This is a genomic window from Vreelandella rituensis (assembly GCF_003336665.1).
In the GTDB taxonomy this organism is placed as follows: domain Bacteria; phylum Pseudomonadota; class Gammaproteobacteria; order Pseudomonadales; family Halomonadaceae; genus Vreelandella; species Vreelandella rituensis.
In genome coordinates, this window is record NZ_QPIJ01000039.1 from 1 (window position 1) to 13,694 (window position 13,694).

Below are 13,694 nucleotides of genomic sequence, written 5' to 3' on the forward strand. Positions count from 1 at the left end.
CGATACCCACCATCTTGGGGGTAATGGACAGTGATTCGGCGTCCACTTTGCACAAGCAGCTAATGAAATAGCGACCGGCGCGGTCTTGGGACACGGTAACGGTGCTGGGGGCTGACGGAAGTTCGCGGCTCCAGCGGATGGGCAACGCCAATCCGATATGCATATGCCCTCCCTGGCATCCTGGCTGGGTTAAATCCCATCCATGGCGGTTGCCCTACCTTATATGGATAATGGCTCCCACCCCATTACGCGAGTAACTGACATGCCGCGCCGGTTCCTGCAGCGCTACATGCCCCGACCCGACACGCTCAGCCGCCAACGTTCGCTGCGCTTCATGGCGCCGTTGATTGCTGATCCAGCGCTTTGGGTGCTCTCGCGACGCAGCGTGGCCAATGCATTCAGCGTCGGGTTGTTCTGCGCCATGCTGCCCATTCCCTTCCAGATGGTGGTGGCTGCCTTGGGTGCAAAGTGGAGTCGCTGCAATCTGGCACTTTCCGTGGGGCTGGTATGGATCACCAATCCCCTGACCATGCCGCTGTTTTTTTTCGGCAACTATCGTCTGGGCGCCTGGTTACTCGATACGCCGCCGCGAGAGGCGCCCAGTCGTGTATCGACTCAATGGATTGCCGAGCAGATGACCGACATCATGCCTGCACTCCTGCTGGGCTCGGTAGCCACCGCCCTGCTATTGGCCGTGGCCGCCAATGTCGGCATACGCTTGATCTGGCGCTGGCATGTCTCGCGACACTGGAAACGTCGCCGGCTGAAGCGCCAGCAACGCCGTGAGCACATCGAATCGGAATTCGACGATTAACCAACTTCTTCCACCAACTTTCCACCGTCGAGCTTGAGTACTCGATCCTGATGCGCAGCCAGACTGACGTCATGGGTGACGATCACGAAAGCACAGGCACTTTCACGGGCCAATTCGTCCATCATCGCCAGAATGCTCGACGCCGTGGTCTGATCCAGGTTACCGGTCGGCTCATCCATAAGCATCAGGCTCGGGTCGGTGACCAAAGCGCGGGCAATCGCCACGCGTTGACGCTCACCGCCGGAAAGCTCACCCGGCTTGTGCTCGGCGCGCGCCTGCATCCCCACTCGTTCGAGTATTGCCATGGCGCGTTTTTCGGCGTCTTTTTTACGCAGGCCGCGCACAATCAGCGGCAAGGCGGCATTTTCCACGGCGGTGAACTCCGCCAGCAGATGATGAAACTGATAGACGAAACCGATATAGCGATTGCGAAAACGGCCTAACGCCGCCTCCTTCAGTTTGTCCAAGGGTTCACCGCCAATCATCACACGGCCGGCGCTGGGCCGATCAAGGCCGCCCAGCAAATTAAGCAACGTAGTCTTGCCCGAACCGGAGCTTCCCACAATGGCGACACGCTCGCCGGCGTGCACTTGAAGATCAAGCCCATCCAGCACGGTAATATCCTGAGGCCCTTCATGGTAGATGCGCGTCAAGCCCTGGCAGTCCAGCATGATGCTCGGCTGACTGGAAGCAGTTGGCGCAGCGGCCGGCGGCGTGGCGGTAGTTGGCTGTATCATGGCACCCTCACTCATAGCGCAGAACATCGGCCGGCTGAACACGCGCTGCGCGCCAGGCCGGATACAGGGTGGAAAGGAAGGTCAGGCCGAAGGCCGCCAACACGATATCGCGGACATCCGCCCAGTGCAGGCGTGACGGCAGATCACTGATGAAATACACCCCGGCATCCAGGAACTGAATACCAAAGGTGCTTTCCACCCAGCCGATCAAATCGGAAATGGTCCACGCCAGAACCACCCCCAGCGTCACTCCCACCGCAATGCCGATCACCCCGATCGCCAGACCCTGGACAATGAAAATACCCATGATCGAACGCGGTGTGGCCCCGATGGTGCGTAAAATGGCGATATCGGCGCGCTTGTCGGTCACCACCATCACCAAGGTGGAAACGATATTGAAGGCGGCAACGGCAATGATCACGGTCAACAGTAACGCAATCATGCGCTTTTCCATCTGGATGGCCTGGAAGAGGTTACCATGGGAAAACGTCCAGTCGCTGCCGCGGTAGTTGGGTCCCAGCTCATTGACGATGGACCGGGTTACGCTACCGGCAACGAACAGATCATCCAGCTCCAGGCGCACCCCGTCCACCGCATCGCCCATGCGCGCAAGCGTCTGCATGTCTTCGAGATGAGCATAGGCCAGGTTGGCGTCCAGCTCCGCTCCCACGCTGAAAATGCCGCTCACGGTGAAGCGTTTAAGGCGTGGAAAGACTCCGGCGGGTGTGATCGACGCCTCAGGGACCAACAAGGTCACTCTATCACCGACACCCACCCCCAGGTTGCGGGCCAGCATGGCGCCCAGCACCACATTCCATTCTCCCGGCACCAGGTCGCTCAAATCCCCTTCAAGCATGTGCTGACCGATGATCGAGACCTGATCCTCCCAGTCGGGATGGATGCCATAGGCCATGACGCCTTCATTGCGCCCACCCATCGAGAACATGCCCTGCTGCTCGATGAAGGGGGCAGCGCCGACCACTCGCTCACGCTGCACCAGACGCTCGGCAAGTGTTTCCCACTCGACCAGGCCGTCGCGGGCTTCGATCTTGGCGTGCGGCACCATCCCCAAGATGCGGGTACGCAGTTCATGGTCAAAGCCATTCATGACCGACAGCACCAGTATCAATACCGCCACGCCCAGCATCAAACCCAGCATGGACGTCAGGGAAATAAACGAAATAAAATGGTTCCGGCGTTCGGCTCGCACATAGCGCAACCCAACCAGGAAAGGTAAACGATCAAGCATGGAGGTCATTCCTTGTCAACGAGCGGCCATGGTACGTTTTTTTGATATGGCCTGCATGAGAAATAGCGAGGATTGGCGGGGGATTTGCTTGCAACTCACCAGCGCAGCACATACATTGCGCCGGTTTTCGATCCCCGCCTTGCGCGAGGGTTCCCTGATCGCCGGACGGCGTTTTCCCGAGTACGGAACATCATGACCTATCGCTTGCTTCCCGAATGGCACCCGCAAGACGGCGTGCAACTCACCTGGCCACGCCCCGACGGCGACTGGGCCACGCTGTTACCCCGTATCGAAGCGACACTGGAACTCATGGCGCTGGCGATCAGCCGCAAACAGAAGGTGTTGATAAGCGTACCCGATGACGCCACCCGCCAGCGCCTGGAAAAAACCTTTGAGGCTTATCGCATACCGGCCGAGCGCCTGCAACTCGTCGTGGCCGAAACCGACGACACCTGGGCGCGGGATCACGGTCCTTTGGCGGTCGCTCATGAGGATGGCCTGCTGCTGCTGGATTACACCTTTACCGGCTGGGGCGGCAAGTTTCCCGCCGAGCGTGACAACCGCCTGACCGGGCAACTGGCCAAGGCGGGTGTATTCGCCTGCCCGGTAGAGCGACGCGAGCTGATCCTTGAAGGCGGCGCTCTGGAAACCGATGGTCAGGGAACCCTCTTGACGACCGAGGCCTGTCTGCTCAACCTCAACCGCAACCCGCAACTCGACCGCGCCGCCATCGAAGCCAGGCTTGGCCGGGAATTAGGTATTCAGCGGGTCCTGTGGCTAAGCCATGGGCATCTGGAAGGCGATGACACCGATAGCCACGTGGATACCCTGGCACGCTTTTGCGACCCGGCGACCATCGCCTATGTGCAATGCGACGACCCCGATGATGCCCATTACCCGGGGTTAAAAGCCATGGAAGCCGAACTGCAGGCTTTTCGTCAGGCCAATGGCAAACCTTATCGCTTGATCCCGCTGCCTTGGCCCCAGGCATGTTTCGACCCTGAGGACGGCCATCGCCTACCCGCCACCTATGCCAACTTCCTGATCATCAACGGCGCCGTGCTGGCACCCACCTATGCTGACCCGGCCGATTTCGCGGCCCTCAAGGCGCTGGCCCGAGCATTTCCCGAGCGTGACATCATTCCGATCGATTGCACCAGCGTCATCCGCCAGCATGGCAGCCTGCATTGCCTGACCATGCAACTCCCCCAAGGAACGCTGGTCGAAGGCCCGCTCCCTCTTACCTGAGATTGCCCACCAAGGAGTCCTTTCATGGCGAAAACACTCAGTGTCGGCCTGGTTCAGCAACCCGCCTGGCCGGACAAGGCCAAAAGCCTCGCGGAAAGCGAAGCGGGCGTCCGTGAACTTGCCGCCCAAGGAGCCGAGCTGGTATTGCTGCAGGAACTACACAGCACGCATTATTTCTGCCAGTACGAAGATACCGCCCTGTTTGACCTGGCCGAGCCGTTGGATGGCCCTTCCGGGCAATTTCTGGCACGCCTGGCCCAGGAGCTGGATATCGTTCTTGTGGGCTCGCTGTTCGAACGCCGGGCGGCTGGGCTGTATCACAACACCGCCGTGGTCTACGACCGTGACCGGGGGCGTGTCGGGCATTATCGCAAGATGCACATCCCCGACGATCCGGGCTTTTACGAAAAATTCTACTTTACGCCGGGCGATGCGGATGCCGCGCGTCACGAAGGTTTCACCCCTATCGACACTTCCGTGGGGCGTTTAGGGGTACTGGTGTGCTGGGATCAATGGTACCCGGAAGCCGCTCGCCTGATGGCCCTCGCCGGTGCCGAGCTACTGCTTTATCCCACCGCCATCGGCTGGAGTCCAAGCGACGACACGGCCGAGAAATACCGCCAAAAAGACGCTTGGACATTGATCCAACGCTCGCATGCGGTGGCTAACGGGGTGCCCGTGGTGGTCGCCAACCGTACTGGCCACGAACGCGACCAGTCGGAAGTAGGAGAAGGGATAGATTTCTGGGGAGGCAGCTTCATCAGCGGACCCCAGGGGGAGCTGTTAGCGCATGCCGGAGAAGGGCCGGAACGCCTGCTGGTCCAACTCGACTTGGCGCGTAGTGAAGAAGTCCGGCGCATCTGGCCGTACCTGAGAGACCGGCGTGTGGATGCTTATGCGGATCTGACCCGGCGCTACCGCGACTAGACCTTTCCATACAAAGCCATCCCGAGCCAAGCCATCCCAAGCAAAACAATAGCCCCGCAAGCTTTGCTGGCGGGGCTATTTACGTTACGTTTCGCTTACTTCCAGAAGCTACTTCCAAAAATCTCGAATCGAGGCAATGCCTTGGGCACCAACGGCGCGGGCGTGGTGAGCATCGAAGCGCGTCATGCCGCCGAGAGCGAACACCGGCATACCGGCGCGTTCGACCAGCTGCTGGAAATCGTGCCAACCCATGGGAGCCACTTCCGGGTGAGAAGGTGTCGTACGCAGCGGCGAAAGCGTGACGAAGTTGCTACCCAACACCACCGCTTGGCGCAATTGATCACGATCATGTGTCGACGCAGCGAGCAATTTATCGTCGGCAATCGGGCGACGCTCCAGTGACATCAAACGCTCACTAGTGAGGTGAATGCCGTCAGCATCCACGTCGTCGAGCAGGTCAGGTTCGCCATTGAGCAACAAGCGCGCCTCGTAGGCCTTGCACAACGCAAGCGCGCGTTCCGCTCGTGCCAGGTAAGCCTCTCGACTTAAATGCTTGTCGCGCAACTGCACCAGGCGTACCTGATCCTCCCGCAGGGCTCGCTCCAGACGCTTATCGAACAGCGCCTCGTCATCCTCCTCCGCGGTGATCAGGTATTCGGTGGGCAGTTTGACGGCTTGGAGAATCGGCAAGTTGGCGGCGGGGAATGGATAGTTGGCCAACTCATGCATGGCCACCCAACGTACCGCTTGGCCTTCACGGCCGAAAGGCTCTCCGGAAAACTCATGGACCTGCCATACATCCAACAGGATATGCTTATCCGGATATTCGTGGTGTACACGGATCAATGGCTGAGCGCGAACAATCTCCACGCCTAACTCTTCGTGCAGCTCCCGCTTCAGCCCTTCAAGCCCAGTTTCATAGGGGGCCAGCTTACCGCCGGGAAATTCCCATAACCCACCATGGTCGACACTGGAAGGACGGCGAGCGATAAGCACCTGTTTTTTATCGGCACTAATAATTGCCGCCGCTGCTACGTGTACCCGTCGTTTTACCATTGCATTCATTCTGTGTTGTCCACTTTTTAACGTAAACCTGGACGGCCTCACCGCCAAAGCAGGTCAGCTACGGTAATCGGCATTGATTGAAACATAGTCATGCGACAAGTCCGAGGTCCACACCGTGGCGGCCTCTTCCCCACGTCCCAGGCCGATATGAATGATGATTTCCTCTTGGGCCATCACCTCGCTGCCCGCCGCTTCACTGTAATCCGCGGCACGACCGCCATTTTCCACCAGGTGGACGTTACCCAGGTTGATCACCACTCGGCTGACATCGAAATCGCTGACATTGGCCCGGCCTACCGCCGCCAGGATCCGACCCCAGTTGGCGTCACTGGCGTACAGCGCCGTCTTGACCAGCGGCGAATGAGCCACGGTAAACGCAACCTCCAGCGCTTCTTCGCGGCTGGCCGCATCGGTTACCTGCAGGGTCACGAATTTGGTCGCGCCTTCGGCGTCACGGATGATCGCCTGGGCAAGCTCGGTCATCACTCGCTGCAGGGCGTTGCGAAAGACGGCCACCTGTTCCTCGGTGACCACTGCGGCACCGGCGCCGGTGGCGACCAGCAGGCAGGCATCGTTGGTGGAGGTGTCGCTATCCACCGTGATGCAATTGAACGAGCGATCGACGGTTTCCTTGAGCAATTGCTCGAGCAAAGGCTGCTCGATGGCCGCATCAGTCACCACAAAGCCCAGCATGGTGGCCATGTTGGGCTTGATCATGCCCGAGCCTTTGGTAATGCCGTTGATGGTTACCTGGTGGTCACCGATAGCCACCGTCTGGCTTGCCCCTTTGGGGCGCGTATCGGTGGTCAGTATTCCCTCCCCCGCCAGCCGCCAGGCTGGGCCGGCACTATCACAGGCATCCAGTGCCGCCGGCAGCGCCGCCAGCAGGCGCTCCATGGGCAGCGGCTCCCCGATCACACCGGTGGAAAACGGCAACACACTTTCGCTGACCACACCAGCCAGGCGGGCAAGTTCGGCACAGCTAGCACGCGCATCGCGCAACCCAGCCTCACCGGTACCGGCGTTGGCATTGCCGGTATTGATCAACAGGTAGCGCGGTGCTTTGCTCTCAGCATGGCAAGCTGCAAGGTGTTCACGCGCCACCGTGACCGGGGCCGCACAAAAGGCGTTGCGCGTGAAGACAGCGGCCACTTTAGCGCTTTCCGGTAGTTCAATGACCACCAGATCGCGCCGCCCGGCTTTCTTGATACCCGCCATTGCGGTTCCCAGGCGCACCCCTGGCAAGGGTGGCATATCGGGAAAATCAGCGTTACCCACAGCCATGAACGTTTCTCCTCAAGGTTTGGCAGTTCGGCTTATAACGCCGTCAATCAGTTCAACTTACCGCAACATTGCTTGTATTTTTTACCGGAACCGCACACACAGGGATCATTTCGTCCCACTTTGGGACCTTCACGACGCACCGGACGCGCATCAATACCCGCCGTTTCACGCGCAGGCTGTGCTTCTCCACTTTCTTGGGTGGCGTTCGGGTCGTCGTGGCGGCTATCAGCCGTTGCCTGTTCACGTGCCAACGCCTCACGACGCTGGCGCTCGATAGCTTCGACCTCTTCCGGCTGGCGCACTTGCACATGGCTGAGAATACGCGTGATATCCACCTTGATGTTGGTCAGCAAGTGCTGAAACAGTTCAAAGGACTCGCGCTTGTATTCCTGCTTGGGGTTCTTCTGGGCGTAGCCGCGCAGGTGGATCCCGCGACGCAAGTGATCCATCGATTGCAGGTGTTCCTTCCAGCGCGTATCCAGCACTTGCAACATGACCTGCTTTTCGAAGCGCCGAATCAGAGTCTCACCCGCCGAATCAATTTTGGCCTGATACGCTTCACGGTGCATGGTTTGCAAGCGCTCACGCAGCTGCTCTTCGTGGAAACGATCATCCTCTTTCGCCCATTCCACTACCGGGGCATCCAGATTGAACTCAGTCTTGAGATAGGCTTCAAGCCCGGGCAAATCCCACTGTTCAGCCAGACTCTGCGGCGGCACGAAATCGCTGATGGCAGCTTCCATGACTTCTTCACGGATGCCCTTCACGGCTTCGGAAACATCGTCAGAAGCCAAGATTTCGTTGCGCTGTTCGTAGATGACGCGACGCTGATCGTTGGCCACATCATCGTATTCCAGCAATTGCTTGCGAATATCGAAGTTACGCCCTTCGACTTTCTTTTGCGCCCGTTCTACGGCGTTGGAAACCATTTTATGTTCGATGGCTTCACCGCGCTCAAGGCCCAGCGCCTGCATCAAGCGCTTGACTCGATCCGAGCCGAACAGACGCATCAGGCTATCTTCCAGCGACAGGAAGAAGCGTGTCGAACCCGGGTCACCCTGACGCCCGGCACGGCCGCGCAACTGGTTATCGATACGCCGTGATTCATGGCGCTCCGAACCCACCACGTGCAAGCCTCCCGCCGCCAGTACCGCCTCATGGCGCGCCTGCCATTCAGCCTTGAGCGAGTTGATTTGTGCCTGGGAGGGGTTGTCCAGCTTGGCGACTTCAGCTTCCCAGTTACCCCCGAGCACGATGTCGGTACCCCGACCGGCCATATTGGTGGCAATGGTCACCGCGCCCGGCCGGCCGGCCTGAGCGATGATCTCGGCCTCGCTCTGGTGCTGCTTGGCGTTGAGCACATTGAACGGAATCCCCGCTTCTTTCATCAAGCTGGCCAGGTATTCAGAGGTCTCGATGGACGCGGTACCCACCAGGACCGGGCGACCCGCGTCAGTTTCGGTCTTTACATCCTTGATGATGGCTTCGTACTTTTCTTCAGCGCTCAAGAACACGAGATCATTGAGGTCTTTACGCGTCAGCGGCCGGTTGGTGGGAATGACGATCACATCCAGGCCGTAGATCTGACGAAACTCGAACGCTTCGGTATCCGCCGTCCCGGTCATACCAGCCAGTTTTTCGTAAAGACGGAAATAGTTCTGAAAAGTGGTGGAGGCCAGTGTCTGGCTTTCGCGCTGGACAGTGACGCCTTCCTTGGCCTCCACTGCCTGGTGCAAACCTTCCGACCAGCGACGTCCCGGCATGCTACGGCCGGTATGTTCATCGACGATGACCACCTGACCTTCAGTGACGATGTAATCCACATCACGATGATAAAGATGACGAGCGCGCAGTGCGGAATGGATGTGCTGCAGCAGATTCAGGTTCTGTGCGGCATAAAGCGATTCGTCTTCGCCGAGTAACTTCTCGGCGCGCATCAAGTCTTCTACCTTGTTGTGACCTTCCTCGGTGAGCTCGACCTGCTTCTGCTTTTCATCCAGCAGAAAGTCACCCACCACGGATGACTCGTCGCCTTCTATTTCTTCGCCTTTTTCCAGCTCCAGCGCCAGCCGGTCAGCCACCTTGTAAAGCTCGGTGTTCTCATCCACGGCACCGGAAATGATCAAGGGGGTACGTGCTTCATCGATCAGAATGGAATCCACTTCATCGACAATGGCGTAATGCAAGCCACGCTGAACCTTGTCTTCCAGCGAAAACGCCATGTTGTCGCGCAGATAATCGAAGCCGAATTCGTTATTGGTGCCGTAGGTAATATCGCACCGATAAGCATGGCGCTTTTCATCACCGTTCTGGCCCGAAAAGATAACGCCGATCGAGAGTCCCAGAAACTCGTACAGGGGACGCATCCATTCAGCATCACGCCGGGCCAGGTAGTCGTTTACGGTCACTACATGCACGCCTTTTCCGGGCAATGCATTGAGATATACCGCCAATGTGGCCACCAGGGTCTTGCCTTCCCCGGTTTTCATCTCTGCAATACGTCCCTTGTTCAAGGTCATACCACCGATCATCTGCACATCGAAGTGGCGCATTCCCATCACACGTTTACTGGCTTCACGTACGTTGGCAAATGCGGCTGGAAGCAACGAATCCAGCGGTTCGCCATTATCCAGCCGTTTGCGCAGCTCCCCCGTCCTGGCCTGCAAGTCGGCATCGCTCAGTGCTTCGAGTTCGGCTTCCAGAACGTTGATGTGATGCACGCTCTTATGCATGCGTTTAACTTCACGATCGTTCTTGGAGCCGACTACTTTGCGTAATAAATTATTAATCATGAACTATCCAGTAAATCACGTATGTCCGTCCCGGGCATGGCCCGAGCCCCACGTATGTCGTAGTCATTTTGCCGAATGGCATCAGGTCGAGACAGGAGGACCGCGTTGTGTCAACACATCATGAGCGGCGGGCATGGGCAATTTCATGCCGAGGCCAAAGGCCGGTGGAAGCAGCACGGCCAGTACGGGAAGGATACGCAACACCCGGGAGCGGGGATGCGCCTTGCGACGCTTGGCAAACCAATGCGAACGAGCACGCAAGATAGCCGGCATCCAGAAACATACCGAGACCACGCGTTCACCAATACGCAAGGTGTCGGTTTGGCCAAGCCCCGCAGGCAGTAAACAGCTAACCAGCAGGCCGGCCAACCACCACCGGGCAATCCCATGGCGACGTTGGCGCCTCGGTGCGGCAGCCGGCAAGACAGAAGGCAACGACATGCTGTGGACTGGCTCCTGAGCGTGTTAGGCTCTTGCGCTGAATGAATACCGGTGCGACGCTACACGCCGAACCGAAGCAATCTGAATCCGGAAGAACTGTCTTTAAGAACTATCTCGAAGAGCTATCTCTGAAAGCAGATCCTGCAAAAAAATTCAGGAAAATACTTCGGAGAATACAAGATGAGGGAGTTTCCCCAGGAATCAAGGCCATGAGTATAAAGGTTAAGCGTTCACGCGCCCAGCCCATCTCCCGACTCCTGAACGAACCAGGCGGGCTGGGCCACTTGATGCGCCAGTCGCGCCTGATTGATCTGGCCCAGCGCCATTTACGTGCACACCTGCCCGAGGAAATGCGGGAATACGTCTTCGTAGGGGGGTATAGCCAAGGACGCTTGACCGTAATTACCAACCGTGCCGTCTGGTTGACCTGGCTACGTTTCGAACAATCTCGGCTGATTTCACTGCTTCATCAACTGCCGGGCTTCGAATCGATTACCGGCCTGACACTCAAGGTGCGCCCCGTTCGCCCACCGAAAGCGCCTGTTCGCAATACCCGTACACTTTCCGGTACAGCAGGCGATACCTTGGCGCGCTGCGCCGATGATGTCGCTGACCCTGGGCTAAAAGATGCATTGCAACGGCTTGCGAGCCACGCGACACCTCCCCGGACACCATGACTCCGCCACAGCATAGATTCGATCACCGTGACTGCGCCCCACCCTAAGTCGCTCCGCGACCACGGGTGAGGCTTCCAACTTCTCAGGCAGCAAGCGGCGCGTGGCCGGATTTACGCATGCCTCCGCTGGCTGAGGCCGACAGACCTGTGGCCTTTAATTTTAAAATGCCTTGCTGCCGGATATTGATCGCGGCATTGATGTCGCGGTCAATACCGATGGTGCCGCAGGCTGGACAATCCCAGCGACGAACACTCAGCGGCATCGACTCAACCTTATGCCCGCAGCAGGCGCAGGTTTTGGAACTGGCAAACCATTGGTCAATCTTGACCAGATATTTTCCCTGTTCCTTGGCCTTATAATCCAGCTTCTGGATCAAGCCTGACCAACTGGCGTCGGCAATATGCTTGGCCAGCTTGCGGTTCTTGAGCATGTTTTTGACGTTCAGTGTCTCGACCACCACCGCTTGGTTGTCGTCAATGAGTTGTCGAGACAGCTTGTGCTGGAAATCAGCACGCGCATTCGCCAGGCGCTCGTGCGCCTTGGCGAGTTTTAGCCGCGCTTTCGCACGGCCTTTGCTGCCTTTTTGGCAGCGCGAGAGGACTTTCTGCTTGCGCCGAAGGTTCGACTGAGCGCGTTTTAAAAAGCGGGGATTAGCCGTTTTTTGGCCCTTGGAGTCGATGGCGAGGTGCGTCAAACCCATGTCCACGCCGATGACCGTCTGAACAGTTTGCGGCGGCGCCGGGGCATCCGCGCCATCTTCCACCAGTAGCGAGGCAAAGTATTTGCCGGTGGTGGTGCGGGTCAGCGTGATGCTTTTCAGCATGCCGGTAAGCTCCCGATGAATCCGCGCTTTGATCGGCGTAAGCTTGGGCACCTTGATCCAACCATCACCCACTTTGATGCTGGTGCAGTGATAGCTCGACTGCTTACCGTGCTTGCGCTTAAAGCGCGGATAGCGCGCCTTGAGCTGGGGGTTGAAAAAGTTCTGGAAGGCACGATCCAGGTTGATACAGGCTTGTTGCAACGCGATGGAGTCGTAGTCTTTTAGCCAATAATACTTCCGCGATTTCTTGGCCACCGCCAACAAGGGCTTGAGGTCTTTTTTAGCGCGTAGTTTGGTGCCATGCCGGTTGTACTGCGAGCTGATAATGTGCAGTGCCTTGTTGTACGTAAACCGCACCGCCCCGAACTAGCGGTTCAGAAACTCCGCCTGCTCAGGGGTGGGGTAAATGCGTACCTTGGTGGCTTTCAGCACGGCGTTTCCAACTCATGGGCTGTATGGATGTAGCTATGTTGGTATCTGCTGTTGGTATGCTTTAAAAATACTGTATAAACTACTGTATATCCAGCTTGACTCTGGAGTACGCCATGAAAAAAGCAGACCTCAAATCCCTCGAGCAGACACTGGCTAGTCTCCCTGTTGATCTCAAGAAATACTTAGCAGATCAGCTTCTTGCGCAAATTAGCTCCCAAGTGGTTACCCTTCTCGACACCACGAGACCTTTCCCCCCGTGCCCGCACTGTGGCGGCGAACACCCCGTCAAGTGGGGGCGTAGCGGCGGCCTGCATCGGTATCGGTGTCGAAATCCCGATTGTCACAAGACGTTCAATGCCCTCACAGGCACCCCCCTAGCCAAAATGCAGCATCGTGACAAATGGTTCGATTACTTGCGCTGCATGCGCGACAGCCTGACATTACGCGTCTCGGCAGCCCGAGTGGGGATTGATTTGAAGACGGCCTTCCGCTGGCGTCATCGGTTTCTGAAAGAGAGCGCCAGTGCCAACGGCAATGCCTTGTCCGGCATTATCGAGGTAGATGAAACCTTCTTTGTGGAATCCTGCAAGGGGAAGCGTCACCTCACGCACCGGGCGCCTCGCAAACGCGGTGGCCAAGGCAATAAGAAGAAAAAAGCAGATAAAATTCCGGTCATTATCGTGCGTGATCGCCATGGCCATGTCAGTGACCTGGTGGACCCGGCGCTCCAGAAGGCCACTGTCCACGACTTTCTGGCGCCGCTAATCGATCGCGATTCGATTTTATGTTCGGACGGGCACAGCTGGTATAAGACCTTCTCTGCTGAGCATGGTATTGCCCATCATCGGCTAATCACACTCGATAACCAGCGAGTGATCGGCAAGGAATACCACATTCAGAACGTCAACAGCTATATCAGCCGTTTGAAGGGCTGGATAGGGCGCTTTCATGGGGTGGGGACAGCGTACTTACCGAATTACCTGGCATGGCGGCGGTTGTTTGAAACCGCTAAGCCATCCGAGGAGGCGTGGCTTCGCGTGGCGATAGGCGCTGACCAACAACAGATACCAACATAGCCATGGATGTATAGTATCAGAGCCGACCCCCACTGCAACACCCCAGCAGCGCTATCGCGCTGCCCGCTTGTATACGCCCTTCAGGCGAGGGTTTACGCGGGTTTTTGCTAACTTGAACACCCAAAAGCA

13 protein-coding genes and 1 pseudogene are annotated in these 13,694 nt (G+C 57.9%); 5 read left to right on the forward strand and 9 right to left on the reverse strand.

All coding sequences use genetic code 11. The features are described 5' to 3' along the window. Positions 1–145, reverse strand: a pseudogene (locus tag DU506_RS22240) (RNA-guided endonuclease TnpB family protein); the annotation flags it as partial. Between the two features lie 117 nt (positions 146–262). On the opposite strand from DU506_RS22240, the gene DU506_RS14580 reads away from it, so the two are divergent. After that, positions 263–814: a DUF2062 domain-containing protein gene (locus DU506_RS14580; protein ID WP_114487638.1), complete on the forward strand. Its 552-nt coding sequence runs from the start codon at positions 263–265 to the stop codon at positions 812–814. On the opposite strand, the gene DU506_RS14585 is transcribed toward DU506_RS14580, so the two are convergent. Together DU506_RS14585 and DU506_RS14590 are read right to left on the reverse strand one after the other, a co-directional pair. Further along, positions 811–1,551, reverse strand: coding sequence for an ABC transporter ATP-binding protein (locus tag DU506_RS14585; RefSeq protein WP_235825648.1), 741 nt, complete (start codon positions 1,549–1,551; stop codon positions 811–813). The two genes, DU506_RS14580 and DU506_RS14585, sit on opposite strands and share 4 nt — an antisense overlap. A gap of 7 nt (positions 1,552–1,558) precedes the next feature. Continuing rightward, positions 1,559–2,800: a lipoprotein-releasing ABC transporter permease subunit gene (locus DU506_RS14590; RefSeq protein ID WP_114487640.1), complete on the reverse strand. Its 1,242-nt coding sequence runs from the start codon at positions 2,798–2,800 to the stop codon at positions 1,559–1,561. Positions 2,801–2,992: 192 nt separating this feature from the next. Between DU506_RS14590 and DU506_RS14600 the strand changes: the two genes are divergently transcribed. Both DU506_RS14600 and DU506_RS14605 read left to right on the forward strand, forming a co-directional pair. Continuing rightward, complete coding sequence (locus DU506_RS14600) at positions 2,993–4,048, forward strand: agmatine deiminase family protein (protein ID WP_114487642.1); 1,056 nt, start codon at positions 2,993–2,995, stop codon at positions 4,046–4,048. Between the two features lie 24 nt (positions 4,049–4,072). Then, a complete protein-coding gene (locus DU506_RS14605; RefSeq protein ID WP_114487643.1) occupies positions 4,073–4,975 on the forward strand; it encodes a carbon-nitrogen hydrolase in 903 nt (300 codons plus the stop codon). Positions 4,976–5,083: 108 nt separating this feature from the next. Here the strand turns inward: DU506_RS14605 and DU506_RS14610 are convergent, their stop codons facing one another. The 4 genes from DU506_RS14610 to DU506_RS14625 form a co-directional block, all read right to left on the reverse strand. Further along, positions 5,084–6,040: a Nudix family hydrolase gene (locus DU506_RS14610; RefSeq protein WP_235825650.1), complete on the reverse strand. Its 957-nt coding sequence runs from the start codon at positions 6,038–6,040 to the stop codon at positions 5,084–5,086. A gap of 54 nt (positions 6,041–6,094) precedes the next feature. After that, the gene (gene argJ, locus DU506_RS14615; protein ID WP_114487645.1) at positions 6,095–7,324 is read right to left on the reverse strand and encodes a bifunctional glutamate N-acetyltransferase/amino-acid acetyltransferase ArgJ; all 1,230 of its coding nucleotides are present in this window, start codon (positions 7,322–7,324) and stop codon (positions 6,095–6,097) included. Between the two features lie 47 nt (positions 7,325–7,371). After that, entirely contained in the window at positions 7,372–10,116 is a 2,745-nt protein-coding gene (secA, locus tag DU506_RS14620) for a preprotein translocase subunit SecA (protein ID WP_114487646.1), read from the reverse strand. A gap of 81 nt (positions 10,117–10,197) precedes the next feature. Then, entirely contained in the window at positions 10,198–10,557 is a 360-nt protein-coding gene (locus DU506_RS14625; RefSeq protein ID WP_114487647.1) for a hypothetical protein, read from the reverse strand. A gap of 209 nt (positions 10,558–10,766) precedes the next feature. Between DU506_RS14625 and DU506_RS14630 the strand changes: the two genes are divergently transcribed. Continuing rightward, a complete protein-coding gene (locus DU506_RS14630) occupies positions 10,767–11,234 on the forward strand; it encodes a DUF721 domain-containing protein (protein WP_114487648.1) in 468 nt (155 codons plus the stop codon). A gap of 82 nt (positions 11,235–11,316) precedes the next feature. Here DU506_RS14630 and DU506_RS14635 read toward each other — a convergent pair whose 3' ends face one another. Both DU506_RS14635 and DU506_RS22830 read right to left on the reverse strand, forming a co-directional pair. Next, complete coding sequence (locus tag DU506_RS14635; RefSeq protein WP_235825653.1) at positions 11,317–12,414, reverse strand: RNA-guided endonuclease InsQ/TnpB family protein; 1,098 nt, start codon at positions 12,412–12,414, stop codon at positions 11,317–11,319. Between the two features lie 9 nt (positions 12,415–12,423). Further along, positions 12,424–12,489 (reverse strand): helix-turn-helix domain-containing protein, encoded by a 66-nt coding sequence (locus tag DU506_RS22830; protein ID WP_415843611.1) that lies wholly within the window; start codon positions 12,487–12,489, stop codon positions 12,424–12,426. A gap of 113 nt (positions 12,490–12,602) precedes the next feature. Here DU506_RS22830 and DU506_RS14640 point away from each other — a divergent pair, with 113 nt between their 5' ends. Continuing rightward, positions 12,603–13,565, forward strand: coding sequence for an IS1595 family transposase (locus tag DU506_RS14640; RefSeq protein ID WP_114487649.1), 963 nt, complete (start codon positions 12,603–12,605; stop codon positions 13,563–13,565). The last annotated feature ends 129 nt before the right edge of the window (positions 13,566–13,694 follow it).

Coding starts and splice junctions, on each gene's coding strand:
- DU506_RS14605 (WP_114487643.1), top strand. CDS start 4,073: ATGGCGAAAACACTCAGTGTCGGCCTGGTTCAGCAACCCGCCTGGCCG.
- DU506_RS14600 (WP_114487642.1), top strand. CDS start 2,993: ATGACCTATCGCTTGCTTCCCGAATGGCACCCGCAAGACGGCGTGCAA.
- DU506_RS14590 (WP_114487640.1), bottom strand. CDS start 2,800: ATGCTTGATCGTTTACCTTTCCTGGTTGGGTTGCGCTATGTGCGAGCC.
- secA (WP_114487646.1), bottom strand. CDS start 10,116: ATGATTAATAATTTATTACGCAAAGTAGTCGGCTCCAAGAACGATCGT.
- DU506_RS14580 (WP_114487638.1), top strand. CDS start 263: ATGCCGCGCCGGTTCCTGCAGCGCTACATGCCCCGACCCGACACGCTC.
- DU506_RS14610 (WP_235825650.1), bottom strand. CDS start 6,040: ATGAATGCAATGGTAAAACGACGGGTACACGTAGCAGCGGCGGCAATT.
- DU506_RS14640 (WP_114487649.1), top strand. CDS start 12,603: ATGAAAAAAGCAGACCTCAAATCCCTCGAGCAGACACTGGCTAGTCTC.
- DU506_RS14630 (WP_114487648.1), top strand. CDS start 10,767: ATGAGTATAAAGGTTAAGCGTTCACGCGCCCAGCCCATCTCCCGACTC.
- argJ (WP_114487645.1), bottom strand. CDS start 7,324: ATGGCTGTGGGTAACGCTGATTTTCCCGATATGCCACCCTTGCCAGGG.
- DU506_RS14625 (WP_114487647.1), bottom strand. CDS start 10,557: ATGTCGTTGCCTTCTGTCTTGCCGGCTGCCGCACCGAGGCGCCAACGT.
- DU506_RS14585 (WP_235825648.1), bottom strand. CDS start 1,551: ATGATACAGCCAACTACCGCCACGCCGCCGGCCGCTGCGCCAACTGCT.